General features: G+C 33.8%; 30 protein-coding genes. 25 read left to right on the top strand and 5 right to left on the bottom strand.

Annotated features, from left to right (window positions below; translation table 11 throughout):
• Positions 1 to 422 precede the first annotated feature (422 nt).
• From GJV77_RS12595 to GJV77_RS12575, 5 genes are all read left to right on the top strand, one after another.
• A complete protein-coding gene (locus tag GJV77_RS12595) occupies positions 423 to 1,757 on the top strand; it encodes a Fic family protein (RefSeq protein ID WP_155036705.1) in 1,335 nt (444 codons plus the stop codon).
• A 111-nt stretch (positions 1,758 to 1,868) separates the two neighbouring features.
• On the top strand, positions 1,869 to 2,093 hold the full coding sequence (locus tag GJV77_RS12590; RefSeq protein ID WP_155036704.1) for a hypothetical protein: 225 nt from the start codon (positions 1,869 to 1,871) through the stop codon (positions 2,091 to 2,093).
• Between the two features lie 68 nt (positions 2,094 to 2,161).
• Entirely contained in the window at positions 2,162 to 2,983 is an 822-nt protein-coding gene (locus tag GJV77_RS12585) for a tetratricopeptide repeat protein (RefSeq protein ID WP_155036703.1), read from the top strand.
• Between the two features lie 38 nt (positions 2,984 to 3,021).
• A complete protein-coding gene (locus GJV77_RS12580; RefSeq protein ID WP_155036702.1) occupies positions 3,022 to 3,546 on the top strand; it encodes a hypothetical protein in 525 nt (174 codons plus the stop codon).
• Positions 3,547 to 3,579: 33 nt separating this feature from the next.
• Positions 3,580 to 4,248: a DUF6304 family protein gene (locus GJV77_RS12575; RefSeq protein ID WP_155036701.1), complete on the top strand. Its 669-nt coding sequence runs from the start codon at positions 3,580 to 3,582 to the stop codon at positions 4,246 to 4,248.
• 70 nt (positions 4,249 to 4,318) lie between these two features.
• Here GJV77_RS12575 and GJV77_RS12570 read toward each other — a convergent pair whose 3' ends face one another.
• Positions 4,319 to 4,660, bottom strand: coding sequence for a winged helix-turn-helix transcriptional regulator (locus GJV77_RS12570; protein WP_155036700.1), 342 nt, complete (start codon positions 4,658 to 4,660; stop codon positions 4,319 to 4,321).
• 425 nt (positions 4,661 to 5,085) lie between these two features.
• Between GJV77_RS12570 and GJV77_RS12565 the strand changes: the two genes are divergently transcribed.
• The 4 genes from GJV77_RS12565 (at position 5,086) to GJV77_RS12550 (ending at position 8,198) form a co-directional block, all read left to right on the top strand.
• Positions 5,086 to 5,883, top strand: coding sequence for a DNA alkylation repair protein (locus tag GJV77_RS12565; RefSeq protein ID WP_155036699.1), 798 nt, complete (start codon positions 5,086 to 5,088; stop codon positions 5,881 to 5,883).
• 411 nt (positions 5,884 to 6,294) lie between these two features.
• Positions 6,295 to 6,696 carry a hypothetical protein gene (locus tag GJV77_RS12560; protein ID WP_155036698.1) on the top strand — a complete coding sequence of 134 codons (402 nt, stop codon included), beginning with the start codon at positions 6,295 to 6,297 and terminating at the stop codon, positions 6,694 to 6,696.
• A gap of 77 nt (positions 6,697 to 6,773) precedes the next feature.
• Positions 6,774 to 7,733: a DUF4421 family protein gene (locus tag GJV77_RS12555; RefSeq protein ID WP_155036697.1), complete on the top strand. Its 960-nt coding sequence runs from the start codon at positions 6,774 to 6,776 to the stop codon at positions 7,731 to 7,733.
• Between the two features lie 27 nt (positions 7,734 to 7,760).
• Entirely contained in the window at positions 7,761 to 8,198 is a 438-nt protein-coding gene (locus GJV77_RS12550; protein WP_155036696.1) for an acyl-CoA thioesterase, read from the top strand.
• Positions 8,199 to 8,253: 55 nt separating this feature from the next.
• Here the strand turns inward: GJV77_RS12550 and GJV77_RS12545 are convergent, their stop codons facing one another.
• A complete protein-coding gene (locus tag GJV77_RS12545) occupies positions 8,254 to 8,691 on the bottom strand; it encodes a hypothetical protein (protein ID WP_155036695.1) in 438 nt (145 codons plus the stop codon).
• A gap of 216 nt (positions 8,692 to 8,907) precedes the next feature.
• On the opposite strand from GJV77_RS12545, the gene GJV77_RS12540 reads away from it, so the two are divergent.
• From GJV77_RS12540 to GJV77_RS12465, 16 genes are all read left to right on the top strand, one after another.
• Complete coding sequence (locus GJV77_RS12540; protein ID WP_155036694.1) at positions 8,908 to 9,927, top strand: cytochrome-c peroxidase; 1,020 nt, start codon at positions 8,908 to 8,910, stop codon at positions 9,925 to 9,927.
• A gap of 491 nt (positions 9,928 to 10,418) precedes the next feature.
• Positions 10,419 to 11,192, top strand: coding sequence for a 3'-5' exonuclease (locus GJV77_RS12535; RefSeq protein WP_155036693.1), 774 nt, complete (start codon positions 10,419 to 10,421; stop codon positions 11,190 to 11,192).
• Between the two features lie 24 nt (positions 11,193 to 11,216).
• Positions 11,217 to 11,828, top strand: coding sequence for a fumarylacetoacetate hydrolase family protein (locus GJV77_RS12530; RefSeq protein ID WP_155036692.1), 612 nt, complete (start codon positions 11,217 to 11,219; stop codon positions 11,826 to 11,828).
• A gap of 4 nt (positions 11,829 to 11,832) precedes the next feature.
• Entirely contained in the window at positions 11,833 to 12,177 is a 345-nt protein-coding gene (locus GJV77_RS12525) for a histidine kinase (RefSeq protein WP_155036691.1), read from the top strand.
• Between the two features lie 8 nt (positions 12,178 to 12,185).
• Entirely contained in the window at positions 12,186 to 13,436 is a 1,251-nt protein-coding gene (locus GJV77_RS12520; protein ID WP_155036690.1) for a CinA family nicotinamide mononucleotide deamidase-related protein, read from the top strand.
• A 75-nt stretch (positions 13,437 to 13,511) separates the two neighbouring features.
• A complete protein-coding gene (gene rpmB / locus GJV77_RS12515; protein WP_006260304.1) occupies positions 13,512 to 13,748 on the top strand; it encodes a 50S ribosomal protein L28 in 237 nt (78 codons plus the stop codon).
• 24 nt (positions 13,749 to 13,772) lie between these two features.
• Positions 13,773 to 13,955 (top strand): 50S ribosomal protein L33, encoded by a 183-nt coding sequence (gene rpmG, locus GJV77_RS12510; RefSeq protein WP_006260303.1) that lies wholly within the window; start codon positions 13,773 to 13,775, stop codon positions 13,953 to 13,955.
• A gap of 9 nt (positions 13,956 to 13,964) precedes the next feature.
• Positions 13,965 to 14,117 carry a DUF4295 domain-containing protein gene (locus GJV77_RS12505; protein ID WP_010250750.1) on the top strand — a complete coding sequence of 51 codons (153 nt, stop codon included), beginning with the start codon at positions 13,965 to 13,967 and terminating at the stop codon, positions 14,115 to 14,117.
• 152 nt (positions 14,118 to 14,269) lie between these two features.
• Entirely contained in the window at positions 14,270 to 15,223 is a 954-nt protein-coding gene (ftsY, locus tag GJV77_RS12500; protein WP_155036689.1) for a signal recognition particle-docking protein FtsY, read from the top strand.
• Positions 15,224 to 15,229: 6 nt separating this feature from the next.
• Positions 15,230 to 15,655, top strand: a complete 426-nt coding sequence (locus GJV77_RS12495; RefSeq protein WP_155036688.1) for a hypothetical protein — start codon at positions 15,230 to 15,232, stop codon at positions 15,653 to 15,655.
• 4 nt (positions 15,656 to 15,659) lie between these two features.
• Positions 15,660 to 15,971, top strand: a complete 312-nt coding sequence (locus GJV77_RS12490; RefSeq protein ID WP_162521622.1) for a DUF721 domain-containing protein — start codon at positions 15,660 to 15,662, stop codon at positions 15,969 to 15,971.
• A 123-nt stretch (positions 15,972 to 16,094) separates the two neighbouring features.
• Positions 16,095 to 16,529 (top strand): RrF2 family transcriptional regulator, encoded by a 435-nt coding sequence (locus GJV77_RS12485; RefSeq protein ID WP_155036687.1) that lies wholly within the window; start codon positions 16,095 to 16,097, stop codon positions 16,527 to 16,529.
• 70 nt (positions 16,530 to 16,599) lie between these two features.
• Positions 16,600 to 18,846: a nitric-oxide reductase large subunit gene (locus GJV77_RS12480; RefSeq protein WP_155036686.1), complete on the top strand. Its 2,247-nt coding sequence runs from the start codon at positions 16,600 to 16,602 to the stop codon at positions 18,844 to 18,846.
• Positions 18,836 to 19,549 carry an iron-sulfur cluster repair di-iron protein gene (ric, locus tag GJV77_RS12475; protein WP_155036685.1) on the top strand — a complete coding sequence of 238 codons (714 nt, stop codon included), beginning with the start codon at positions 18,836 to 18,838 and terminating at the stop codon, positions 19,547 to 19,549. The genes GJV77_RS12480 and ric overlap by 11 nt, the downstream gene beginning before the upstream one ends.
• A 63-nt stretch (positions 19,550 to 19,612) precedes the next feature.
• A complete protein-coding gene (locus GJV77_RS12470; protein WP_155036684.1) occupies positions 19,613 to 20,815 on the top strand; it encodes a hypothetical protein in 1,203 nt (400 codons plus the stop codon).
• On the top strand, positions 20,812 to 21,264 hold the full coding sequence (locus GJV77_RS12465; protein ID WP_155036683.1) for a CopD family protein: 453 nt from the start codon (positions 20,812 to 20,814) through the stop codon (positions 21,262 to 21,264). The genes GJV77_RS12470 and GJV77_RS12465 overlap by 4 nt, the downstream gene beginning before the upstream one ends.
• Positions 21,265 to 21,389: 125 nt before the next feature.
• Here the strand turns inward: GJV77_RS12465 and GJV77_RS12460 are convergent, their stop codons facing one another.
• The 3 genes from GJV77_RS12460 to nirK are packed head-to-tail and all read right to left on the bottom strand — an operon-like array spanning position 21,390 to position 24,280.
• On the bottom strand, positions 21,390 to 22,013 hold the full coding sequence (locus GJV77_RS12460) for an SCO family protein (protein WP_155036682.1): 624 nt from the start codon (positions 22,011 to 22,013) through the stop codon (positions 21,390 to 21,392).
• A 16-nt stretch (positions 22,014 to 22,029) separates the two neighbouring features.
• On the bottom strand, positions 22,030 to 22,806 hold the full coding sequence (locus tag GJV77_RS12455; RefSeq protein ID WP_155036681.1) for a formylglycine-generating enzyme family protein: 777 nt from the start codon (positions 22,804 to 22,806) through the stop codon (positions 22,030 to 22,032).
• Position 22,807: 1 nt separating this feature from the next.
• Positions 22,808 to 24,280, bottom strand: coding sequence for a copper-containing nitrite reductase (gene nirK / locus GJV77_RS12450; protein ID WP_155036680.1), 1,473 nt, complete (start codon positions 24,278 to 24,280; stop codon positions 22,808 to 22,810).
• Between the last annotated feature and the right edge of the window lie 805 nt (positions 24,281 to 25,085).

Genomic DNA, 25,085 nt, shown 5'->3' with positions numbered 1-25,085 from the left:
TTTGTATGGTGTTATAAAATTGGTGACTATATTGACACTATCAAGCCTATCACAATCAAAAAACATGGCAATAGGCTTATTAGCGTTTTTAAACTTGGACTTGACTACTTATCTAGATTATTACTCTCTAAAAACCAATACAAACCATTAAATATCAATTGCTTTAGTTTTTTGTCGTGTACTTAGAAGATTATATTAAAACTATGAAGAAAGTAGTGGTAGTTACTGCAACTTTTTAACGATAGCGATAAATTGTATCTATGACATGTTTTTTGAAATGCAGGATAATTCTTACCTTCGTCAACCGAAAAAAGAAATGCTATAGGGGTATGAAAGTGAGAGCTGACTCGCCGAGGAGAGGGATAACTGTCAAGGGGAGTGCGTGGATAAATACTGATATAGCACAATAATAAAAGACAGCAATGACTTATATAGAAGTAAAGGGAAAGATTGAGCAATTAAAGCAACAGGTGGAAGCACAAGGTGGACTGAATAGTGAGCAATTACAAAAGTTGTATCACAAGTTTCGCTTGGAGTGCAATTACTTTTCAAATAGTAGTGAGGGGAATTCTTTGACGAAAGAAGAAATCCGTGGATTGATTACGGGTGTAGTTAATGTATCCAATAAGCCATTGCAGGATCTGATTGAAATAAAGAATCACGATGAGGTATTGAATGAGATGTTAGGTGATGGTCTGGTTGAAGCTCATTTGTCAGAGAAGTACATCAAACAGCTTCATATGCGATTGATGTATGCTGAAGATGTGGAGAGCAAACAAATGCTGGGGCAGTGGAAAGTAAAGGATAATACGGTAAAGACGTATAAGGGTGATGTCTATAGTTATGTGGCAGCTGATGAGGTGAAGGCAGAGATGAAAGAACTGCTGAATCGTACAAATGAAGCGATTGACTATATCTTGAAAGGAAAGAAGTATGCACCGCATCCTATTGATGTAGCGTTGAATTTTCACGTTGAATTTTTAAAAATAAGTCCTTTTGAAAAAGGGAATGGTATCCTTGCGCGTATGTTGAGTAATCAGATTTTGATTGCGTTTGTATATACGCCATTTTGGGTGACTGACACTGAGGCTAAAGCATACGAGCAATACTTGGCTGATGTGATGTGTTATGAAGGAACAAAAGATGATTTATTTGGACTTGTTGCTCAGCAGATTATGCGCTCTCAACAGATGATAGTGGATATTCAAGAAGGGAAGTCTATTGAAGAGTCTGAGAAGTTTTACAATCAGATTGAACTAATGAAGCGCAAACTAAAAGAGAAGGAAGAAGAAAAGAGCAAAGTGAAGTCTGAAGAATGGTTAGAATCTGTATTTGCACATTCCATACGTCCTTTGTTTACTCAGGTTGAAAGTAAAGTTCAAGAGAGTTTTACAGAATTATTTGATGAGATTAAAGGATCATATACTTTAAAGTCAGCGAGTAATGGAGGAGCTATGGGGTTCTTAGGAGGAGGAGGATCTTCTGAAAAAGAAGTTGACTTAGATGGTTCGATTACTTGGAAAGGGGCAGAGTACTTACAAGCTACATTTAGCTTGAAGGCATTTAAATTAATAGAGGAGGCACAACCGATTGAATTGACCTTAACTTGTACTTTTGAAGAGTTGACGTATATTGTTGACTTAGGAAATGGAACTGTATATACTAAGGAGTACGATCAGCAATTAGAAGAGACAGTAGTTAAGGCTATTGGCGATGCTATTTGTGAGGCTATTGTCAAAGCAATACACGCGATGTAACTTGTTAAATTTTTACGATATAAAAGCACTGTCCATTTGGATGGTGTTTTTTTGTTTTTTGGAATGCTATTTGTTAGTAACTAGTTAGTTAACTCTCTAAAATGTTAAGATATGAATATGCAGATAGACTTACATCCGAATTACAGAATATGTAGTATGTCACCCGTTGAAGTTACTGTAGAGTTGTCTACTTGGACCAGAGACGAAATGATTTCTTGGTTATGTTGGTGTCATCCAGAAGGGACTTATTTTGATAAAGAGGCTTTGTTAGCTTATGGTCATGTATTGTGGAGAAATGAAGCAGCAGAGTTGATTCTGCATAAAATAGGGGTGTAGTACACAGAGGAGTAATTTAGTAATAAAGTAATGGTTTGTCCGTTAGTATAGTAACTAAAGAAAAGATAATGGTGCGAATTTTAATTTGTATGTTTGGTCTTATATTATTTGTAAGTTGTCAGAGGACAACCTCTGGGCAAATCACGGATAAGGTGAGTCAAAAGGAAAAGCAAGATAGTATTATTGAGAAATATGCAACTAATGGAGCTCATCAATATTCATATCTATATGATATGGATAAATGGCAAGAGGCATTAGATAAAGGGTTAGCTGTGGATAGTACCATTGCTTATTTATGGCAACAAAAGGCGATGCCTTACTTTAAGATTAAGAAGTATGAGGTAGGTATGGACTATTTAGACAAAGCAGTGCTGCATAATCCGATGCGTTATCAACCCTATAGAGCTTTTATTAAGTGTATTTTTGCTAAAACACATCGTGCTGCAATTGTGGATTTTGAATCGTGTATAAAACAGTGGGGGGATAAATATGAGATGGACCATCCATATAGTTTTTATATTGGATTGTCCTATTTGCAATTGAATGATTACCAAGGAGCAGAAGATTATCTTCAACGAGCAGCAATGAAATATCAGAAGGACTTTAAAGAGCCTCATGCAATAGAGTCTTTTTATCTTGGGATTGTTTACTATGAACAAAAACAATACGAAAAAGCAATTCACTATTTTGATGAAGCTATTGAGATTTATGAGGAGTTAGCAGAAGCGTATTACTATAAAGCGTGGTGTCAATATCGCATGGGACATCAAGAAGCGGAAATCACCTTCAAAGAGGCAGTTAAGTACAATAAGCAAGGATATACAATCAATGAAGCTAATGCGATTTATGAATTATACCCTTATCAGCTGAAGCGTATCGAAGAGGAGTAAAGTATTCAGATAATTTTTACATTTACAAAAAACAAAGTATGAAGAAAGTTATGCTGTTACTGGGATTAGTAATTAGTATTGCGAGCTGTAAAGGCAATAAAGAGCAAGAAGTAACTATATTGAAGGAAGAAGCGGTAAAATTACAGACAAGTAAGCGAATTGAGCAATTGTATAGTGAAATGTTAGTTCCTATGGAAGTTGTCAACGCAGAGGCAGATGTGGTTACGAAAAAGTATGGATTAGAGTTTGGAGGTAATTGTTATGCTTGTGATGTAGCTCAATTAATAGTTGATGGTGAGATGATTAATTTGTTGAATGCTTGTGATATGCAAACCCAAATATCATTTAAGATAACAAAAGTTGAAGAGAAAGATAAGATCATTGAGGTACATACTCCATTTAATGTTTTCTCCTTTGAAAGAGTCGATGATTATCCGATGTTTAGACTACAAGTTTCTGGGCAAGGAATAGATCAAACATTGTATCGACCAGCGATTTATTATACTTTGAAAAGTAGATTAGATACTTTTGAAGTTCATGATTGTGGAGATTTTGAAGGGTAAAGGGATAGATACTATTGGTCGAAAAAGGAGCATATGAAAACGTATCAAGGATTATATAAACACAATGGAGTGATTATTCCAATTAAACTTTGTAATAATGGCAAAGAGCTCTCTGTTGAAATAGAGGGGAGATTATTTGTCGGGTCAGAGTTTACAGATTTGACCTATCATGGAGATTTGTTTGATTTAGATTCTAGTATATTTACCTTGACTGATGATGGGTATAGTGCCTTGTGTTATTGTCAAATAGAACTATTTATACCACAGGTTTTGAGCGTTGAAAATGGAAATAATAAGATAGTTGATTTATGTTTATGTACAACTATAGGGGCTTTTGATTTTGAGAAAAGCACAATTACAGAGGAAGCTATAGTTCTTTCTTTGTCTTTAAATGAAGAAACATATATAGGAAAAGGGGATACAATTGAAGTTGCATTTGACCAATTAACAATGCGATTACCGAAAGGAGAAACTTTTGTCAATTGTTATGGTTGTCTATATGGCGATTATAGTGTCTATGGGAATAGTGCTTTTGGAACTATGCTGTGTTTTAAACATGTAAAATCGGAATATCAAGCTGTCAGAGGGAAAGATGAATACATGGATTTATGTGAAGATTATAGTGATAAACTTGAAGTAGTTCAAGAAATCCATTGTTGTGAATCATTTGTGATGAGAGGTTGTGGTGGAGCTTATCGATAAAAATTTTAAATAATAACAGTATTGAAAAATGATAATTTTACTTTTAGCATAAAGATAAAAAAGAGATTACCTAGTAGTCTCTTTTTCCGTTTAATAAAGTTTCTCCCCAAGCATTAAGTTTCCATAGAACTTCAACTAATTGTTCTCCTAAGGGAGTGAGGTAATACTCTACTCGTGGAGGAAGTTCGTTATAACTTATTTTGGTTAAGATACCGTCCTTTTCGAGTTCTTTTAATTGTTGATTTAGTACGCGGCGGTCTACTTTCATAATTCCTTTTAGCATTTCACTTGGGCGTTTATGGCCTTGGTTAATTTGCCAAATAATAGGTACTTTCCACTTACCACTGATTGCATTAACTGCGAATTCGAGTGGACAAATTTTTTCTTCTATTGTTTGTGCCTTGGTATTCATAAAAGTGACTTTTTTATCCCTATGGGAGAAATATATGCGGTATTGTGTGCTAATAAATGGATGATCACCTTTGCAAAAATAAAACTTTAAAATGAAAGAAATAAAACAAGAATTAAAGACTATAACAATAGGTTTGTATAGGTAATCTAACAAAAGTTCTATACCAATCTTTAAAATAAGGTATATCGTTTGAAAAGTATGCAGTTTTATAATGAGGAGATTGATTATTTGGAGAATTATAATCAATTTATAGCAGATTACGTGTTTGTTGTAACTCGTTATTTGGATTCGGATACATCTTTTGCAAATAGTTAGGCGTAATCTGTAGAGAAGTTTTATTAGCAAAATAAAGAGAAATACTACCTGAAATAGGTAGATGAAAGTAAAGCCTATTTGCGGGTCTACTTTTTTAATAAAGCGAAGTTATGAAAAATAGAAAAGGAGCTAGAACAAAGAAAGATATTCCTATAGAAGTTCTAGCCTTATTAAACAAAGGGGAATTGTCTAGTGTGAATTTGACGGAGTGGTTAGCTATTGACCAAAAATTACTTGTAAGTAATGTATTATTAGCACTAGACAGAAAGGATTATATTTCAATAGTATTGGGTAATATAGATAAATTGAAGAAGCCCACTGTTAATTCGGTTAATCAATGTATAGGATACACCCTATTTGATATATCCAAAGAAAGGGGGGATATTGAGTTGTTTGGCTTACTAAAAACACATACAAGTGATTTAGTACGGTGTTGGGCTGCCTATTTTGTAGGTTTTAACGACTCATTACGAATTGATGAAAAGTTAGAAGCTATTAAATATTTTGCAGGAGACGATCATTTTGGTGTGAGAGAAATTGCTTGGATGTCCGTGCGCGAAAGTATTACGAACCATTTAGAAGAAAGTATTAAGCTATTATTGGAATGGACACATAGTGAAAATGCTAATATTCGAAGATTTGCAACGGAGTCTACTCGTCCTCGAGGGGTATGGTGTAAACATATTGAAGTGTTGAAGGAGCAACCAGAATTAGCAGTTTGCTTATTAGAAGAACTTAAAGACGATTCTTCAAAGTATGTAAGAGATAGTGTAAGTAATTGGTTGAATGATGCAGCAAAGACTAAGCCTACATTTGTTATAGATCTTTGCAATTTGTGGTTGTGTAATGATCCTTTAAACAAAAATTTAATGGGAACAATAAAGAAAGCAAAACGAAATTTACAGTAGGAATACTGCTAGTTAATGTCATTTTTGGAGTATTTATCCTTTTTGGGTAAAAAGTGTTAAATAAAAAGTATACTTAGTAGTTTTTATTCTAATTATATTTGTTAAAATATTGAATTTTTAATTAATTAGGTGTTGGACTTTTCTTTAGTGTAGAATATTTGAAAAGTATGAGGATTTATTAAAAAATGTTTAATAATTGTTTTAATTGTTTAAAATTATTAATTTATTGATGTATTCTTTATTTTTATTATAAAATTTAATTATATGTTGTGTTTTTTAATATAAAGTTGTCTTTTTAGATGCAAACTATGTATAATTGTTGCTAGACTATGAAAATAAAGTGCATATTATGCTGGTAAATAATGAATTAGTACCTTCGTTGGTGAAAAGAAAAATTAAAATTTGTTGTTTATGAAAGCAAAAGTACATTACAACGACTTCGTAGGAAGCGTAGCAGCTGATATCTCAGATACAATCGCTGCAAACAAAGGAAATTACATTAGCAGTATTGGGGAATACTTTAATGTAGATAAAGAAAAATTTAAAGTTGTGGGAGTTTCTCTAACAGGAATACACAATTTTGAGGTAACCTTGCTATGTGTTGATTTGGCGAAAAGCACACCAGCAAAAGAGCATGTAGTTAAGATGAAAATGGATCTAGATGCTGATGGTCAAAAAAAGATGTTAGACCTACTTTTTAAGCGTCTTAACTTTGTCCTTTACGATTCTGGAGAAGAGAAGTACTCGGAATCTAATTACGATGAAGTAGTTAATTTTGGTGATTTTCACCACTTTGACTATGAAGATAATTAATTGAAAAAATTATTAGCAAATAAAAACCTTTAGAATATTCTAAAGGTTTTTTTATTTTTAGATAAAACTTTATCAGTGTGAGGAGTATATTTCATTTGCTGTTATTTTTAGTGAGCATTAGTGTATTTGGTCAGGTAGATAGTTTATACATTAGTCCTTTTGAAAAGCCTTATGGGGTAAGTGTTTATAGTTCAAGAGAATTTCTTTCAATGAGCTATGTTAATTCCAAAGGAGAAGATAAATCGTTTGAACCGAATAAACCAATAAGTTTAGGGGTGAAGTTTGCTTGGAATAACTCATCAATTAGCTATAGCTATGGTTTACCATTTATGCGAAGCGGTTCAATGGGAAAATCTAAGTTTATTGATTTTAAGTATAATTATTATGCTAGTCAAATTGTATTTGATGCTTACTTTCAACAGTATAAAGGCTTTTCGATGGCTAATACTGAGGGAGGATATGATGTGTATGATGACTTGTCTATTCGACTATATGGGATATCAATGGATTATGTCTTTAATTCAAAAAAGTTTTCTATGGCAGCGGCCTATGATCACAAAGAGCGGCAATTGCTGTCGGCAGGTAGTTGGTTATTGGGAGGTAGTTTTTTTTATACAAAATTGAATAATGTGCCATTGATAGATGAGGAGTTAGTCAATTATGATAAACGCGTAATTAGTATGGGTCCAAGGATAGGATATGGATATAATTTGGTGGCAAGAAAAAACTTATTAATTGCAGCTACCTTTAGTTTAGGAGTTGATGGGGCTTTAGAGAAAGAGTTGTCTACCAGTAGAACAAGATTCAGAGTTAACCCTCAAGCACAACTTAGGTTTTCAGCAAATTATCAATACAGGGATTGGATGTTTGGTATTACGTCTTTATACCATACTTTATTGATGGGTACAAATAAGAAATACTATGTAGAACTTAGAAACACAAACATTCAATTTTTGGTTACTAAGCGATTTACTTTAGTTAACCCTCCTGTGATTTTAAGACATGATTTTAAGGATGTTTTTCATAGAAATAGATAATAAAGTGTAACTTTAAAAATAAAAAAGATGGAATTTAGTATAGCAAATTATCGTTTTTTCACTCCAATAGAAGTTCGTTGGAATGATTTAGATGCTTTAGGACACGTAAATAATGTTTACTATATTGATTATTTTCAACAAGGAAGAGGAAAGTTTATCAACGAAGCATCAAAGACTTGGGACTGGTTTAAAAATATGTTTGTCATTGCTCAAATTTCATGTAACTACGTACAGGAAATTCGCTTAGACGTTAAGCAGCTACAAATAGGAGTAAGAATATCGAGATTAGGGACAAAAAGTTTTGATATCGAGTATGCTTTGGTCAGTGAGGGGAAAGATAGAGAAGTGATTGTTCATGCAATTGGTGCTAGCACTCAAGTAATGGTTAGTTTAGCCGATAAAAAAGCGATTGAATTACCAGAATGGTTTGTCAAGGAAGTGAAAGAGTATGAGCCTTCTTTGTAAGTTAAGTATATAATAAAAGAAAGCACGTTAGTTTATTCGACTAACGTGCTTTCTTTTAATATCTACTATCTCGATAAATAGCAATATCGGCTAATATTTTATTGGTATCTGCATTTACTTCTTTTAGATATTTTGGCGAAAATAAGGTGTATGAAGTATTGTCAATTTGTAGTTTTACCTCGTAATCGCTAATGATACAAATTACAATTTCTTCAGTTTCATTAGAAAATTCTTTATGTGAATGTTTTTCATCATGTGTGTTTCTCGATAATAGTATAAGAGGGTTATCATCATTTGAGTTTTGGTTATGACGATAGCTAAGTAACGCTTTGTCATTATTGAGAGACACGTGATAATCTTTAAAGATAAAGGTTTGAGATGCTTGTGTAAGGATCGTATTGTTTTTTATTCCATGCCCTGCAGATACAATTGTCTCCGTAGTTTGGCAGCTGAAAAAAACAAAAGCAAGTAGGGGTATAAGTAATGTTTTCATAAGTTGTGTGTTTTGGTGTAGTCTAAAATAAATTATTTGTTAAAGAAATGCAAACAATTATGCACATTATATTTTTAAATGTTTGAGTTGTTAAAGAATTATTACTGTTGAGTTTGATTTTATGTGTTTGATTTAAAAGCTGTTCTTATGATAATTGTCATGGGGATAAGTATCAATATCAACTATGTTAGATGTAAACAAATAAAAACGTTAACAATGAAAAAGACACTAGCATTAGCAGTGATTTGTTCTTTAGTTGCATGTAAGAATACAACTTCAAAACAAGAGGATATAAAAGAAAAAGAGCTATTAAAACAGGCAACTACTTACTTTGCTCCAATTTCTTCTGTTGCATATGAAAAAATTGATGAGAGAAAAGTAGATTTAGGGAAATATTTGTACTTCGATACTCGTCTATCTAAAGAGGGTAATATAAGTTGTAATTCTTGTCATGGGTTATCTACTTATGGTGTTGACAATAAAGCGTTGTCATCTGGAGATGATGGCTCACTAGGAGCAAGAAACTCTCCAACTGTCTTTCACGCATCACTTCATAGTATGCAGTTTTGGGATGGACGTGCAAAGGACGTAGAAGAGCAAGCAGGAGGACCAATATTAAATCCTGTGGAGCACAATATTAAGACTGAACAAGAGCTCGTTGATCGTATAAAGGGAATAGAGCTTTACCAGACAATGTTTGCTGAAGTGTATAAGGGAGAAAAAGACCCTATTACATTTAAAAACTTAACAGGAGCTATAGGTGCTTTTGAAAGGACATTGGTGCCAGCAGGGAGATTTGATCAATACCTAGAGGGGGATACAGATAAATTAACTATACAAGAGAAGAAAGGAATGGAAGATTTTATCTCTGCAGGGTGTATTACTTGTCATAACGGTGTAGCGATTGGAGGACAAATGTTTCAGAAGTTTGGTGTTTATAAGAACTATTGGGAATATACTAAATCTCCTAAGGTTGACCTAGGACTTGCGATGATATCACAGAAAGAAGGAGAAAAATATATGTTTAAAGTTCCTGGATTGAGAAATATTACGCATACTAATCCTTATTTTCACGATGGATCAGTTAATGATTTAAAAGAAGCTATACGTATTATGGGAGAGATACAGAGTAATATAGTGCTTAGTCATGAACAAATAGATAATATAGCCGTCTTCTTAGAAGCGTTGTCATCAGATGTAGATGATGAGGTTAAAAAATCTCCGTTTGACGCTTAAACTAAAGCTATTATTCAGTAAATAATTAATGGGGGCAATACTTAAGTGTATTTGTCCCTATTTTTAATGAGGTAAACTTAAAAGTAGTTTGTCAAGTAAAAAGCAATAGACTTTTGTTCAGTTTAAATAATAAATCTAGATAATCCTGTTCTTTTTTTAAATTGTGAACAAGCAGGTTATTTACCAATATTTGATTTGTATAGATTAAAGATTAATACAAACGACTTGTTAGGTATTATTTACTGTTTTCATAAAACCTTAATAATCTAACCTGAAAGTTGTTCATTAATTAATTGACGAAAGTGAAACGCTGAGGTGAGGTTAATATGTTACTGATTGACTAAAGTTTATGATTAGATATTACTATCAGGATTAATTCATTTTATAATTTGAATTAATCTATGCTTGAATACGCGATCTGTAAAAGTTAACAAGGAACTTTATTACCTACTAATTTTCATTTCCTATATTTGTATTAAACAATTTGAATAATGGAGTTGAAATTAAATAGACCTATTTGTTTTTTTGATTTAGAAACAACAGGTATAGATGTGGCAAAAGATAAAATCGTTGAGATTGCGATACTTAAAGTGCATCCGAATGGGAATAAAGAGAGTAGAACATGGTTGGTAAATCCAGAGCGACCTATTCCGCCTCAGTCTACTGCTATTCATGGAATTTCAGACGAAAAGGTTGCAAATGAGCCTACTTTTAAGGAATTAGCACCTCATGTGTATAATATGATTAAGGATTCCGATTTAGCAGGGTTTAATTCTGATCGTTTTGATATTCCTCTACTTGTAGAGGAGTTGTTGAGAGCTGGAGTAGATTTTGATATGGGAAATCGCGTTTCAGTCGATGTACAGACAATTTTCCATAAGAAAGAAGAGCGTACACTGAGTGCAGCATACAAATTTTATTGTAATGAGACTTTAGAGAATGCTCACTCTGCATCCGCGGATACTAATGCAACATATGAAATCTTAAAAGCACAGTTGGACAGATATGAAGATCTGGAAAATGATATGAAATTACTGTCGGAGTTTACAACTCGAAAGAAAAGTGTTGATTTTGCTGGTTTTATAGCATTAAATGAAGAAGGTCAGGAAATGTTTACATTTGGAAAGCACAAAGGAGCTTTGGTAGAAGACGTTTTAGAAAATGAACCAGGGTATTATGGTTGGATTCAAAATGCTGACTTCCCTCTTTATACAAAGAAGGTTTTAACAGCTATTAAATTGCGTAAATTGAATACAAAGTTATAAATCATCAATTAATCGGATAAGTATATGAAGATTCTATGCATTGGGCGCAATTATGTGGAGCATATAGAGGAACTTAGTAATGAAAGACCAGAGGAGCCAGTATTGTTTATAAAACCTGATTCATCAGTATTAAGCAAAGAAGTGCCTTTTGTTATACCTGCATTTTCGAATGATGTGCATTACGAGGTAGAGGTCGTGGTGAAGATAAATAAAGTAGGAAAGTATATTGATGCAAAGTTTGCGTCAAAGTACTATGATGAGGTGACTTTGGGTATAGACTTTACAGCAAGGGATCTACAGGCAAAGTTAAAAAGTAAAGGACTGCCATGGGAAAAAGCGAAATCATTTGATGGTGCAACAGCGGTTGGTCGATTTTTTAATAAAGAAGAGTTGGTTAATATATACGACACACAGTTTGAATTAAAGCGTAATGGAGTAGTGGTGCAAAATGCTTCAACTGTTCAAATGATTTGGAATATTGATGAATTAATTGCCGAAGTATCAAAGTATTTTACACTTAAAAAAGGGGATTTAATATTTACTGGGACACCAGCTGGAGTTGGAAGAGTTGAAGAAGGAGATGTATTAGAGGGGATAATTGCAGGAAGAGAAGTGTTTCGATTAAATGTGAAGTAGGCATATGGCATTATATTACGATTTAGGGTCCTTGTATAAAGAATATGATAATGACAAAGAGTTAGTACTTGACTGTTTGCAGACTTTTTTAGATGATTCAAAAAAGCGATTAAAGAAAATCGAAAATGGAATTGAAGAAAAAGAATACAGTAAGGTATCAAAACAGATAAATGCACTTTTACCGTCTTTAAGATTATTGGGGATAGAGCAAGCAATAGAGGAAGCTCTGATGATTGAGAATTGGACAAGAGATGAGGGGAAGACAAAAGAGGTTAAAGAAATTTATAAGCTCTTTAAATTACATGTCACCAATGCTCGAAAAGAACTGAAGAAAAACTTTGAGTTGTAGGGAAGGTTATGCGTGCAAGTATTGTAACAATAGGAGATGAATTATTGATCGGTCAAATAGTCGATACAAATTCAGCTTATTTGGCTAAAGAGTTAGATAAGTTGGGTTTTGACGTAGATACTATTTATACTATTTCAGACAAGAAAGAATCAATTAAACGAATACTCTTAGATCAACTTGATAAGGTTGACTTAGTAATCTTAACGGGTGGTTTGGGGCCGACTAAAGACGATGTGACTAAGAAGGTGTTTTGTGAGTTTTTTGATGATACCTTGGTTGTGAATAACGACGTTTTAGTTCACGTGACTACGCTATTGGAAAACTATTATAAACGCCCTATTTCTGATATAAACAAACAACAAGCTTATGTGCCCTCAACTGCTACGGTATTGTTTAACCCTGTAGGGACAGCGCCAGGAATGTTGATAAAAAAGGGAAGTACTACTTATGTTTCCTTGCCAGGGGTTCCTTTTGAGATGAAGACTATCTTTAAAGGAGACCTTTCTACTTACCTAGTTTCAAATTTTCAAAATCAAGTAAAGGTTCATCAGACTATTCTCACCTATGGAGTAGGGGAGAGCTTACTTGCGGAAATTTTAGAAGAATGGGAAGAGAATTTACCATCAGATATGCACTTAGCTTATTTACCTAGTCCGGGGAGTGTTCGCTTGCGCTTATCGGTTAGTGGTAAAGATCGTAAAGTATTGCAAGAGCGACTTAATAACATATTAGCTTTAATGCCAGTGAAGGCAAAAGAGTGTGTTCGTTCATACGAAGATGTAGAATTTCCTGAAATTATTATAAAAGAGTTGCAAATTAGAAAGAAAACAATTTCTTTTGCAGAAAGTTGTACAGGAGGAAAATTAGCAGTTTTGTTTAGTACAGTTCCAGGAGTGTCATCTTGTTTTAGAGGAGGTATAGTTCCTTATGCTACGGAAGTGAAGACATCGTTTTTAGGTGTTGATTCGGCTGTAGTGGATGAGTTTAGTGTGGTAAGCGAAGAAGTTGCTATAGAAATGGCTAAGGAAGCTCAAAAGAAGTTTCAATCAGATTATGCTATTTCTACAACAGGAAATGCAGGGCCGACAAAAGGAGACTCGACTGTAGAAATAGGAACTGTATGTATAGGGATTGCAACTCCAACGGAGGTATATGCAAAAACTTACTTCTTAGGGCAACCTAGAGAAAAGGTCGTAAATAGTGCGATAGCGAGGGGGTTGGAATTGATATATAACGAAATAATAAAAAATAAACGATAAAGTTTTTGTTTAATAATTTCTTTTTTCGTTACTTTGCACCCTGATTTTGAATATTGAAATAAAAGATAAGAAATAATGTCAAGAGTTTGTGAAATTACTGGTAAAAGAGCAATGGTTGGAAACAACGTTTCTCACGCGATGAATAAAACTAAGAGAAAGTTTTCTGTAAACTTAGTTAAAAAACGTTTCTACATTGCTGAAGAAGACAGATGGGTAACATTGAAATTATCAACATCTGCGTTAAAAACAATTAATAAAAAAGGTATTACTGCGGTATTGAAAGATGCTAAAGCTAAAGGATTAGTTAAGTAATCGTACCACAAAAAATAGAATAAGATGGCAAAGAAAGGTAACAGAATACAAGTAATCTTAGAATGTACAGAACATAAAGCATCTGGTTTACCAGGAACTTCTAGATACATTACTACTAAGAATAAGAAAAATACACCTGATAGATTAGAGATCAAAAAATTTAATCCTATCATGAAGAAAGTAACAGTACACAAAGAAATTAAATAATAAGTAGTCATGGCAAAGAAAACCGTAGCAACTTTAAGAACATCTTCTAAGAAGTTGACTAAAGCAATAAAAATGGTTAAATCTCCTAAGACAGGTGCATACACATTTGTTGAGTCTGTTATGGCTCCTGATTTTGTGGATGATTTCTTGAATAAGAAGTAATTTTACCATTATAAAATCTTGAAAAAAAGCTATCTATATATTTAGATAGCTTTTTTTATTTTGAATTATTTTAGTTTATTTATACTTCAAAAAGTATAAAAGGTTATAATTAGATATTTTCTATATTTGTAGCTACTAATAGGTATATTATTATGAGTTTTTTTAAGCGATTGTTTTCCTCAGAAAAAAAGGAAACATTAGATAAAGGTCTTGAAAAGTCAAAGACTACATTTTTCTCGAAATTGACAAAGGCGGTAGCTGGAAAGTCTAAAGTCGATGATGATGTATTAGATAATTTAGAGGAAGTCTTAGTGAGTTCTGATGTAGGTGTAAATACTACATTAAAGATTATTGATCGTATTGAAGAACGCGTTTCACGAGATAAATATGTAGGGACAGATGAGTTGAATCAGATTCTTCGCGATGAGATTGCTGGGCTTTTATCAGAGACTCAGTCTGGTGAAGAGACAGAGTTTAGTGTTCCCAAAGATAAGAAGCCATATGTAATTATGGTTGTTGGTGTGAATGGAGCTGGTAAAACTACAACTATTGGTAAGTTGGCCTATCAGTTTAAGAAAGCTGGCTTGAAGGTCGTTCTTGGTGCTGCGGATACTTTTAGAGCAGCAGCGATAGATCAATTACAAGTATGGGCTGATAGAGTGGACGTACCAATTGTTAGACAAGAAATGGGAAGTGATCCTGCTTCAGTAGCATTTGATACGTTACAATCTGCAGTTACTCAAGAAGCAGATGTTGTAATCATTGACACAGCTGGACGTTTGCATAATAAAGTGAATTTAATGAATGAGCTTTCGAAAGTTAAGCGCGTTATGCAAAAAGTGGTAGCAGATGCTCCACATGACGTTTTACTTGTATTAGATGGTTCGACTGGACAAAATGCTTTTGAACAAGCAAAACAATTTACAGCAGCGACTGAAGTGAATTGTTTAGCAGTTACTAAGTTAGATGGTACTGCAAAAGGAGGGGTAGTTATTGGTATTTCTGATCAATTCCAGATTCCAGTTAAATATATTGGCGTAGGTGAAGGTATTGAAGATCTACAGGTTTTTAATAAGTACGAGTTTGTAGATTCTTTCTTTAAATAATAAGTTATGAAACAATTAGTTAAATATATTACAATCCTTTTTGCTTTTATTATTTATGGGTGCAACGATGTAGATACTAAGGATTTAAAAGAGTTGAATGGTTATTGGGAAATTGATAAGGCAATCATGCCAAATGGAGAAGAGAAGGATTATACAATTAACTCTTCTATTGATTTTTTTCAATTGGATAGTTTAAAAGGTGGATTTAGACAAAAGCTAATGCCACAGTTTAACGGGGAGTACCTAACAAATGATTTACAAGAGAATTTTACAATTAGTACAGAAGGAAGTGAAGTTTACTTACTATATAAAACTGATTATGCGAGTTGGAAAGAAGAGGTTGTAAAGATAAACAAAGAAGAGTTTGTAGTTAAGAATGAAAACGGTATTGAATATTTTTATAAAAGACCTGTTCCATTTAGTTTAAAGTAGAATTGTGAAGAAATTTGAGATACATAAGCGTTTACGTGAAGAGAGTAGTGTTCAGGATATCTTAAAAATCATTATCAAAGAAAATAATCTTGAGGGTGGTATAGATAATTTAGATGTTCGGGCTGCTTGGCGTTCTGTGTTAGGCCCGGGTGTAAGTAACTATACAAACGAGGTCTTTTTGAAACGAGGCGTATTGTATGTTGCCTTGGCATCACCGATTGTACGTGAGGAACTGAGTTATGGTAAATCGCGTATAATAGCTTTGCTTAATGATTCATTGAATAAAGAAGTAGTGCAAGATATTATTTTTCGCTAGTTATATAGCGTCAAGGGAAACGGATATGTTTTAATTGCATATCCGTTTCTTTTTTACATATAAAGGATATTTTAGTCTTTTATAAGAAAAAAGTTATATATTTGTACTATAAATAACTTGATTATGTTTTCAAAAGCATGTGAGTACGCTATTCGTTCTGTAGTTTTTATTTCAGTATCCTCACTGAAAGGCGAGCGTGTAGGGTTTAAGGAAATAGCAAAGGAGATAGATGCGCCAGAAGCTTTCACAGCTAAGATACTTCAGAAACTTTCTAAAAGTGGAATTATTGACTCTGTTAAAGGAGTAGGAGGGGGATTTGAAATACCGTTATCTCATTTAGACAAAATAAAGTTATGTGAAGTTATAAATATTATAGATGGTGATACTATTTATAAAGGTTGTGGGTTAGGTTTAGCACAGTGTTCAGAGAGCCATCCTTGCCCAGTACATTTTAAGTTTAAAGAAATTCGTGAAGGATTAAGACAAATGTTAGAAACTACTACTTTAGGTGAGTTAGCCAATGGTACCAAGTCTGGTGATACTTTCTTAAAAGTGTAATTATATGTAGGGATAAAAATCCCTTTTTTTACAAAATAATAAAGGATAAAAAAGTCTTCTATTTAATAGTATGAAAAATAGACAAAAAAAACTATGGATAGCATTTACGATAGTAATGCTGTTCTCATTTGGGGTACTCGGATATTATGGTATTGAAATTTATCAAGAAGCACCACCTATACCAAGAGAAGTTAGAACCATTTCAGGAGTTGTAGTCTTAACTAATAAAGATATTAAAGATGGTCAAAATATATGGCAGAGTATAGGAGGACAGGAAGTTGGATCTGTTTGGGGACACGGAGCTTATGTCGCTCCTGATTGGACAGCAGATTATCTCCATAGAGAGGCCATATACCTATTAGATTATTACGCTAATGAAAAATATGGAAAGCGATTTGAAAATATTACGATAGAAGAGCAAGCTTATTTAAAAGCTCACTTACAAAGTAATATTAGGCCTAATACTTATGATAAAGTAAGTGGAGTTTTAACAATAACAGAGGAGCGTAATAAAGCTCGTCTATATTTACAAGAGTACTATAGTAAACTATTTACTGATGATCCAGAGTTTACTCAATTGCGCAAAGACTATGCAATCCCTGACAATGCTTTGACTGATCCTGTTAGACTAAAGCAAATGAATGCTTTTTTCTTTTGGGCAACATGGGCAACCGTTACGAATAGACCTAATAGTGATGTCAGCTATACTCATAACTGGCCTGCAGAGGATTTAGTAGGTAATGTGGCAACGACTCCTTTATTAGCGTGGTCAGGTGTTAGTATTATCTTATTGATTTTTGCGGTGGGTGTATTAGTATATTATCACGTAGCTTCTAAGAAGGACGAGGAAGAGATGATTCCTGTATCAGATCCAGTGTCAAATGGAATTGTGACAAAAAGTATGACTATTTTAAAAAAGTACTTTTGGGTTGTGTGTTTATTGATGTTATTACAAGTTGTGCTAGGTATCATTACTGCTCATTATGGAGTAGAGGGACAAGGGTTATACGGTATTCCATTGGATCAAATATTACCGTATTCGGTTTCGCGTACTTGGCATACACAGTTAGCAATTTTTTGGATTGCAACGGCTTGGTTGGGTACAGGACTTTATATTTCACCTGCAGTAGGCGGTAAGGACCCGAAATATCAAGTATTCGGCGTAAACTTTTTGTTTATAGCCCTTATAATTATTGTGTTGGGATCTATGATTGGACAGTGGTTTGGTATTATGCAGAAATTGGACTTAGTACAGAACTTTTGGTTTGGACATCAAGGTTATGAATATGTTGATTTAGGACGTTTTTGGCAAATCTTTTTATTTGTTGGATTGTTTGTGTGGTTAGCATTGATGATTAGACCACTGATGCCTGTTTTAAAAGGAAAAGGAAGTCATCGCAATCTAATTATTTTGTTCTTGATTTCTTGTGGTGCTATTGCTTTGTTTTATGGTGCAGGGCTTATGTGGGGAAGACAGACCAACTTAGCCATAGCAGAATACTGGAGATGGTGGGTGGTACATTTATGGGTAGAAGGATTCTTTGAAGTATTTGCTACTGTAGTGTTAGCTTTCTTATTTGTTCGTATGGGATTGATCAAGACAAAAACGGCTACAAATGGAGCATTGTTTTCTACGATTGTATTTATGTCTGGGGGTATTATAGGTACATTTCACCATTTGTATTTCTCTGGGACGCCAACAGCAGTTATGGCACTAGGAGCAACCTTTAGCGCTTTAGAGGTTGTGCCTTTGACACTGATAGGATATGAAGCATATGAAAATTATAACATATCAAAGCATAAAGGCTGGCTACAAGATTATAAATGGCCTATCTACTTTATGATAGCAGTAGCCTTCTGGAACTTCTTAGGAGCAGGTGTATTTGGCTTTATTATTAATCCGCCTATAGCTTTGTATTATGTGCAAGGATTAAATACAACTCCTCTTCACGGGCATACGGCTTTATTTGGAGTGTATGGAATGCTTGGTATAGGATTAATGCTATTTGTGCTGAGAAGTATTTATAGAGATATTAAGTGGAATGATAAATTATTAAGAATTGGATTTTGGGGATTAAACCTAGGATTATTGTTAATGGCATTATTAAGTCTATTGCCAATAGGTATTTGGCAAGCGATAGAGAGTATTCAACATGGAATGTGGTATGCGCGTTCAAGTGAATTAATGCAATTACCAGCAATGAATACTCTGAAGTGGTTACGTACTATTGGTGACGTGGTCTTTACAGTGGGTATAGTTACCATCGTCTTATTCGTATTTAAATTAACTTTAAAAAGAAGCAATCATGAAAAATAGAACAATTGGCTCATTTGTAGCAGAAGATTTTAGAACAGCAGCAATTTTTAACAAGTATGGAATAGATTTTTGTTGTAAGGGTGGGCGTACAATAGAAGAAGTATGTGAAAAGAAATCAATTAATCGAGAGGAACTAATTAATGATTTAAACCGTTTATTAGCTCAACAAGCAGAAGGAAATATTGACTTTAGACACTGGCCTCTGGACTTGTTAGCAGATTATATTGAGAAGACTCATCATCGTTATGTTGAGGAAAAGATTCCTGCTTTACTTCAATTTTTAAATAAATTGAGTAGAGTACATGGGGAGAGACATCCTGAGCTATTAGAAATAAATGAATTGTTTATAGGATGTGCAGCAGAATTGAGTCAGCATTTAAAGAAAGAAGAGTTAGTCTTATTTCCATTTATCCGTGAGATGGTATCTTCTACGATTAGTGGACAAAATTTAGAAACACCTCACTTTGGTACTGTACAAAATCCTGTTTCGATGATGATGCATGAACATGATGGAGAAGGGGAACGCTTCCGTAAAATAGCAAAGCTTTCCAACAATTATACTCCACCAGCTGATGCATGTAATACTTATAAAGTAACCTATGCTATGCTAAAAGAGTTTGAAGAGGATTTACATAAACACATTCATTTAGAAAACAATATATTATTCCCAAGTGCGATAGCCCTAGAACAAAAAATCGAGTAATCTTTTTCAGTTTTCACAGAAGTGCCTTACCTTTAGTACAAGGCACTTCTTGTATTTAATTATATGAAGCCAATCTATTATATCATACCATTGTTTAACTTCTTAGTGGCAGCACTATTTGGACTGTTACTTAGGAGTATGTATGTGTACCCAATAGAAGAAGTTTCGTTTTTATATATTTTACACACCCATTCACATATAGCTTTATTAGGTTGGTTGTATCTTTTAGTCTATGTCTTATTTGTTCAAAAGTTTGGGATTAGGTCTCCAGGTGAAACTAAGTTCTACATTAGACTATTTTGGGTGACACAGCTATCCGTCATAGGTATGGCATCGACGTTTCCTTTTATGGGGTACGCAGCACCATCTATTGCATTCTCTACTTTGCATATTATTTGTTCTTACCTTTTTGTTTTTCATCTGTGGAAGCACCATACTGTTAGTGGGACACAACAAGGTGTGTTACTGAAGACGGCTTTGTTTTTTATGGTGTTTTCTACCCTAGGTGTTTGGTGCTTGGGGCCAGCAGTAGGCATGATGGGGAAGACAAGTGCTTTTTATCATGTCTGTATACAATTCTTTCTGCATTTTCAGTTTGACGGATGGTTCTTGACTGCGTTTTTAGTTATTTTGTTTGCGACTGTATTTAAAAGACAACCACTTAGACAGTTCAAACTATTCTACTGTATTTGGATAGCTTCCATAATCTTGACTTATGGCCTACCACTTAGTTGGTATGTTGAATTTCCTATATTTTACTATTTAAATATGATCGGTGTTTTCTTGCAGCTCTATGCCGTAGGATACTTGATCAAGCCTATTTTTAGTATATTTAAGCAAGGGGATTATCAACAGGGTATATTTACAGATCTTTTAGTATTACTTGCTTTAAGCTGTGTTATAATAAGAATAGGAACACAGCTACTGAGTGTATCAGATACATTAAGTAGTCAATTGCAAAGTTTGCGTTCGTGGATTATCGGATTTATTCATTTAAATATGTTAGGCGTATTTACGGCTTTTGGTTTATGGTTAATGATCAAAGAGCATAAGTTAATTGTAAATACGTGGACTAAGCTTGGTATAGGGTTTTTAATCTTAGGGTTTTTATTGACAGAGAGTATATTACTTCAACAAGGGTTACAAAGCTTTATGTCGATAAACGGTAATCTGAATGCCCCAATGTTATTGTTTTGGTCATCGGTATTATTGCCTATAAGTATATTGTGTTTTTTAGTGTCTTATTTAAAAAGTAAAAAATTATGAACGAGTTACATTTGTTATTAATCCTTCATTTATTAGGAGCTACAATTTGGGTAGGAGGACATATTCTGCTTAGTGTAGTTATATTGCCACAAGTATGGAAAGAAAAGTCAGTCAATAAACTGTTTAACTTCGAGAGTAGATATGAGTGGTTTGGTATGCCAGCACTGTTAGTGATGTTACTGACGGGAGCTCGTATGGCGTATGTATACAATGTAAAGATTGATACTTGGTTTGCCTTTGAGAGTCCTATAGAACGTGTAATTTCTTTGAAATTAAGTTGTTTGATAGTTATTGCACTTTTTGCATTAAGTGCTCAGTTTTATGTGTTGCCTCATCTAAAAAACGACATTAAGAAATTGCCCTTAATGACTTTCCATATTTTATCTGTAACAATAATCAGTATTGTGATGTTGGTGTTAGGAAGTTTTGTGAGATATGGAGGAATATAAGTATTGATGGCTTTGAAATAAAATAAAGGCGACTGTATTTATACATTGAAGATAAAATAATTATAAATAGAAAAAATACTGCCCCATGTCGAAATTGACAAAAGAGCAGTATATACTTACATTACTTACTTTATGAGGGATAACTGTCGCTCTATTTCTGTGACAGTAGGTGCGTAATCTATACCTAGTCCTTCCTGTTGATAATCTAATTCTCCTTTTGTATTAAATACGCTGATGATATTAGAGTGTGTGAAATCAAGTGGTGAAATTCTTTTATAGTTCACTGCTAAAGTAGCTGCGAATTCACGGGTGTTTTCTTCTGTTGATCGTAAAAATATCCATTGTTCCTCAATCATTTGATTTTCTTTAGCAAACTCTTTTAGACGTTCAGGAGTATCTACTGTAGGATCTATACTAACTAATACATATTTTACCTTGTCTAAGTTTTTACCTTTTACTCTTTCTTCTATATTTCGCATATCTGCTACTAATCGAGGACAAGCAGCTTTACATGATGTATAAATCATCACCATCACCAATACGTTGCCTTGAAGGTCTTTTAACTCTATTTCTTTACCGTTTTGTGTAGTCCATTTGGAAGGTAAATTGTAGATTGATATGTCTGTGATTTCTGCTGATGTTGTATTCTGTTCGGTAGGTATTGATTGTTCTGCTGTATGTTGTTTCTCTTTACATCCTATAAGTAATATAGAGGATAGTATGGATAGTGTTATTAGTACCTTTTTCATGATAATCATTGTTTTATTAGTCTTGGGCACATCTGAACCCTAAATTTTTGGTAGAAAAGTTTCCTTTTAGACTACCTCTGAATCCAAACCTCATAAATGCTGCGTAGTCCATAAGGTCCGAGGCATTGATAGAGGCGCTTCCACAGAATAGGTTCTCATCGCTTCCTTTGTCTTTTCGGCTTTCTCCAGAGAGAAATATAGAGTTAAAGTCAGCAACCCATTCCCATATTAATCCGTGCATGTCATATACGCCCCAATAGTTCTTGAATGTGCTGCCTACTGGATTTACATAGGTTTTTGGAGTCTCATACCAGGCTAGGATATATTTGTTATAGGCTTCTTTTTCTCGGGCATCCATATTTTTTGCATCTGCCATTGCTACATATTCCCACTCATCTAAGGTAGGTAGTCGTTTACCTTGACATTCACAGTATTTCTTTGCTGCAAACCAAGAGATGTTAGTTACTGGAGCATTAGGCTTTAGATTTCCATAATCTAAGTCAGTATTCCAATGAGATAAATAACTTTTAGTTCCAAAAATGCCTTTGATTTGTGAACGTTGATAAGTTGGATTTTCTTTTAAGAACTCAACATATTGTTCGTTTGTGACTGGATATTTATCTATTTTGAAAGATTCTACTTCTACAATACCTTCTTCTGTACTACCGTAAAGTGGAACATAAGTTCCACTTTGGATAGTAACCATAAGTGTTGTTTTCTGGGCATAAGACCCTGTCAGTGTCATTATGCTCAGCATACACGCTAGGATATTTGATTTGTCAAGAAAAAACATTTTATCTATTTTTTTGAACCATTTGAGGAGTCACTACAGTTTTGTTGTTGCCCCAACTATTATATACATAAGTTAATACATCTGCTATCTCTTGGTCATTTAAGTTTTGACTAGTCATGATAGAATTATATTTTACATTGTTTACTGTGATTTCTCCTTGTAATCCGTTGATTACAGTTTTAATGGCTCTGTTTACATCTTTGTTTAAATAATCGGATTTAGCAAGTGGCGGAAAAATTCCATCAATTCCTTGTCCTTCTGATTGGTGACAAGCAAAGCAAGTACGAGTAAATACATTTTTACCATCTTTAATTTGCTGTGCCACTGTTTTGTTTTCAATTACTTCTTTTTTGGGAATTTCATTTGGCATATTTTGGATAGTACCTCCTTCAGGTAGGTAGATGCCTTCTCTAATTTTTCCTGCAAATACATTAGGATTTTCTTTACCTTCTACTTTTAACATTCCTAGAGCTCCTTTGTTAAATGCTCTGAAGATAGAGTGATCGACGATAACAAATGTACCGGGTGTGTTTACTTTGAACTCTACGATAGCAGCCCCACCAGCAGGAATTAAGGTTGTTTGGACATTCTCATTGATTAGATCACCTCCTTCTACGTGAACTCTATCAAATATTTCACCAATAACATGAAAGGAACTCACTAGATTTGGCCCACCATTACCAACGAATAGGCGAACTGTTTCTCCCACTTGAGCAGTTATGGCATTTTCATTGACTAGACCATTAACATGACCATTGAATACGACATAGTCGGGTTGTTCTTTTAGTGCTTTGTTCATGTCAAAAGGTTGAACACCTTTTTCTCCATAATCTCCTTTTGTATAAAAGTCACCTTGCATGATGTAGTATTCTTTGTCTACAGGAGGAAGTCCTCCTTCTGGTTCGACTAGTATTAGACCATACATACCATTAGCGATGTGCATACCTACTGGAGCAGTCGCACAGTGGTACACATACAGCCCTGGTTGTAATGTTTTGAAGGAGAAAGTAACTTCATGACCCGGTGCGACTAATGATGATGCGGCCCCTCCACCAGGTCCTGTTACAGCGTGCATATCAATATTGTGTGGCAATTTATTGTCTGGGTGATTTTTAAGGGTGAATTCTACTTCATCACCTACACGAGTACGTATAAAGCTACCAGGTACTGTTCCTCCGAATGTCCAATAGATGTATTTTACGCCATCTACCATTTCACCTTCTTGTTCTAGGATTTCTAAATTTACTTTTAAATGTGCAGCAGATCTTTTTCCTACTGGTTTTGGTACTAATGGTGGAGATGTTAGTTCAGCTTCTAATTCATTACTTACCACAATTTGTTCTGCCATATCGGAATTCATCTTAGTTGTTTTATTCTCTTTTTGAGAGCAACTACCGATTGCTAGTAAACTTAAAGTTAATACTAAGACCTTAAGTTTATTTTTTACTGTTTGTTTATTTGTAATCATAGTCATACGTAGTATTTATCTTTATTTGTTTATACAAAATTAAAGGACAATTTTGTCTTTTATATTGATAATTATCATCTTTTATTACTGTTTTTAGTATCTTATGGTATTGATATTTAATGTGGTATGTCATTTTTTAGAGGGGAGGTAGCAGGTAGTAATAGGTGGTAAAATGTCGGTTATATTGAAGGAATTAGAGTATTTATTCACTCGATGATTGAAATTAAATTATCGGATTTTAAAATTTGCACGTAGTCTTTGTTTGATAAATTGTTTGACGCGTATGAATTCAGATAATTTGTTGAGGGAGTTTTTTGTAAGTTTGTACTACCGAGAAAGATGGGCTAGTGTTTTTTGCTGTTCTTAATATGTGATAACTTGTTGGTCAGAGAAATTGTTTTACTACTTGTCGAACTAGTTTTTTGCCCGATGAATTAGTCACTTTAGTGAAGTTTGTATGAGTTTCTTTTTTTTGATTAATTTATTTTTTAATTCTCTAGAGAAGTTGATACATTGAATATGTCTGTCAAGGTAGGCTGTTTTTTTAATAATTCTAATACAAAAAAATGAAGTTGTCTAAAAAAATAAATAGGTGAATTCATTTACTATCATAACCATGATTTAGTGAAAGAACAAATTGTTATTCGAAAACGCAATTAAATATAATACAAGTTTTAGAAAAGGGTAGTTCCACATTATTTTCTTAGAAATTTTTAACTTATCCAACCTCTTCTAACATCAAATAAATCTTCCTAAATGTCTTATAAGTCATGCTTGGATATTCCGGTTTGATTTGTGCCAGTGATTTCGG

The organism is Myroides pelagicus (assembly GCF_009711055.1).
Classification (GTDB): Bacteria; Bacteroidota; Bacteroidia; order Flavobacteriales; family Flavobacteriaceae; genus Flavobacterium; species Flavobacterium pelagicum.
Note: the sequence above shows the minus strand (reverse complement) of the source record. Positions and strands in the feature narration are given on the sequence as shown.

Bases quoted from the DNA above. Each gene is read 5' to 3' on its own strand.
- GJV77_RS12595 (WP_155036705.1), top strand. From the start codon at position 423: ATGACTTATATAGAAGTAAAGGGAAAGATTGAGCAATTAAAGCAACAG.
- GJV77_RS12590 (WP_155036704.1), top strand. From the start codon at position 1,869: ATGAATATGCAGATAGACTTACATCCGAATTACAGAATATGTAGTATG.
- GJV77_RS12585 (WP_155036703.1), top strand. From the start codon at position 2,162: ATGGTGCGAATTTTAATTTGTATGTTTGGTCTTATATTATTTGTAAGT.
- GJV77_RS12580 (WP_155036702.1), top strand. From the start codon at position 3,022: ATGAAGAAAGTTATGCTGTTACTGGGATTAGTAATTAGTATTGCGAGC.
- GJV77_RS12575 (WP_155036701.1), top strand. From the start codon at position 3,580: ATGAAAACGTATCAAGGATTATATAAACACAATGGAGTGATTATTCCA.
- GJV77_RS12570 (WP_155036700.1), bottom strand. From the start codon at position 4,660: ATGAATACCAAGGCACAAACAATAGAAGAAAAAATTTGTCCACTCGAA.
- GJV77_RS12565 (WP_155036699.1), top strand. From the start codon at position 5,086: ATGAAAAATAGAAAAGGAGCTAGAACAAAGAAAGATATTCCTATAGAA.
- GJV77_RS12560 (WP_155036698.1), top strand. From the start codon at position 6,295: ATGAAAGCAAAAGTACATTACAACGACTTCGTAGGAAGCGTAGCAGCT.
- GJV77_RS12550 (WP_155036696.1), top strand. From the start codon at position 7,761: ATGGAATTTAGTATAGCAAATTATCGTTTTTTCACTCCAATAGAAGTT.
- GJV77_RS12545 (WP_155036695.1), bottom strand. From the start codon at position 8,691: ATGAAAACATTACTTATACCCCTACTTGCTTTTGTTTTTTTCAGCTGC.
- GJV77_RS12540 (WP_155036694.1), top strand. From the start codon at position 8,908: ATGAAAAAGACACTAGCATTAGCAGTGATTTGTTCTTTAGTTGCATGT.
- GJV77_RS12535 (WP_155036693.1), top strand. From the start codon at position 10,419: ATGGAGTTGAAATTAAATAGACCTATTTGTTTTTTTGATTTAGAAACA.
- GJV77_RS12530 (WP_155036692.1), top strand. From the start codon at position 11,217: ATGAAGATTCTATGCATTGGGCGCAATTATGTGGAGCATATAGAGGAA.
- GJV77_RS12525 (WP_155036691.1), top strand. From the start codon at position 11,833: ATGGCATTATATTACGATTTAGGGTCCTTGTATAAAGAATATGATAAT.
- GJV77_RS12520 (WP_155036690.1), top strand. From the start codon at position 12,186: ATGCGTGCAAGTATTGTAACAATAGGAGATGAATTATTGATCGGTCAA.
- rpmB (WP_006260304.1), top strand. From the start codon at position 13,512: ATGTCAAGAGTTTGTGAAATTACTGGTAAAAGAGCAATGGTTGGAAAC.
- rpmG (WP_006260303.1), top strand. From the start codon at position 13,773: ATGGCAAAGAAAGGTAACAGAATACAAGTAATCTTAGAATGTACAGAA.
- GJV77_RS12505 (WP_010250750.1), top strand. From the start codon at position 13,965: ATGGCAAAGAAAACCGTAGCAACTTTAAGAACATCTTCTAAGAAGTTG.
- ftsY (WP_155036689.1), top strand. From the start codon at position 14,270: ATGAGTTTTTTTAAGCGATTGTTTTCCTCAGAAAAAAAGGAAACATTA.
- GJV77_RS12495 (WP_155036688.1), top strand. From the start codon at position 15,230: ATGAAACAATTAGTTAAATATATTACAATCCTTTTTGCTTTTATTATT.
- GJV77_RS12485 (WP_155036687.1), top strand. From the start codon at position 16,095: ATGTTTTCAAAAGCATGTGAGTACGCTATTCGTTCTGTAGTTTTTATT.
- GJV77_RS12480 (WP_155036686.1), top strand. From the start codon at position 16,600: ATGAAAAATAGACAAAAAAAACTATGGATAGCATTTACGATAGTAATG.
- ric (WP_155036685.1), top strand. From the start codon at position 18,836: ATGAAAAATAGAACAATTGGCTCATTTGTAGCAGAAGATTTTAGAACA.
- GJV77_RS12470 (WP_155036684.1), top strand. From the start codon at position 19,613: ATGAAGCCAATCTATTATATCATACCATTGTTTAACTTCTTAGTGGCA.
- GJV77_RS12465 (WP_155036683.1), top strand. From the start codon at position 20,812: ATGAACGAGTTACATTTGTTATTAATCCTTCATTTATTAGGAGCTACA.
- GJV77_RS12460 (WP_155036682.1), bottom strand. From the start codon at position 22,013: ATGAAAAAGGTACTAATAACACTATCCATACTATCCTCTATATTACTT.
- GJV77_RS12455 (WP_155036681.1), bottom strand. From the start codon at position 22,806: ATGTTTTTTCTTGACAAATCAAATATCCTAGCGTGTATGCTGAGCATA.
- nirK (WP_155036680.1), bottom strand. From the start codon at position 24,280: ATGACTATGATTACAAATAAACAAACAGTAAAAAATAAACTTAAGGTC.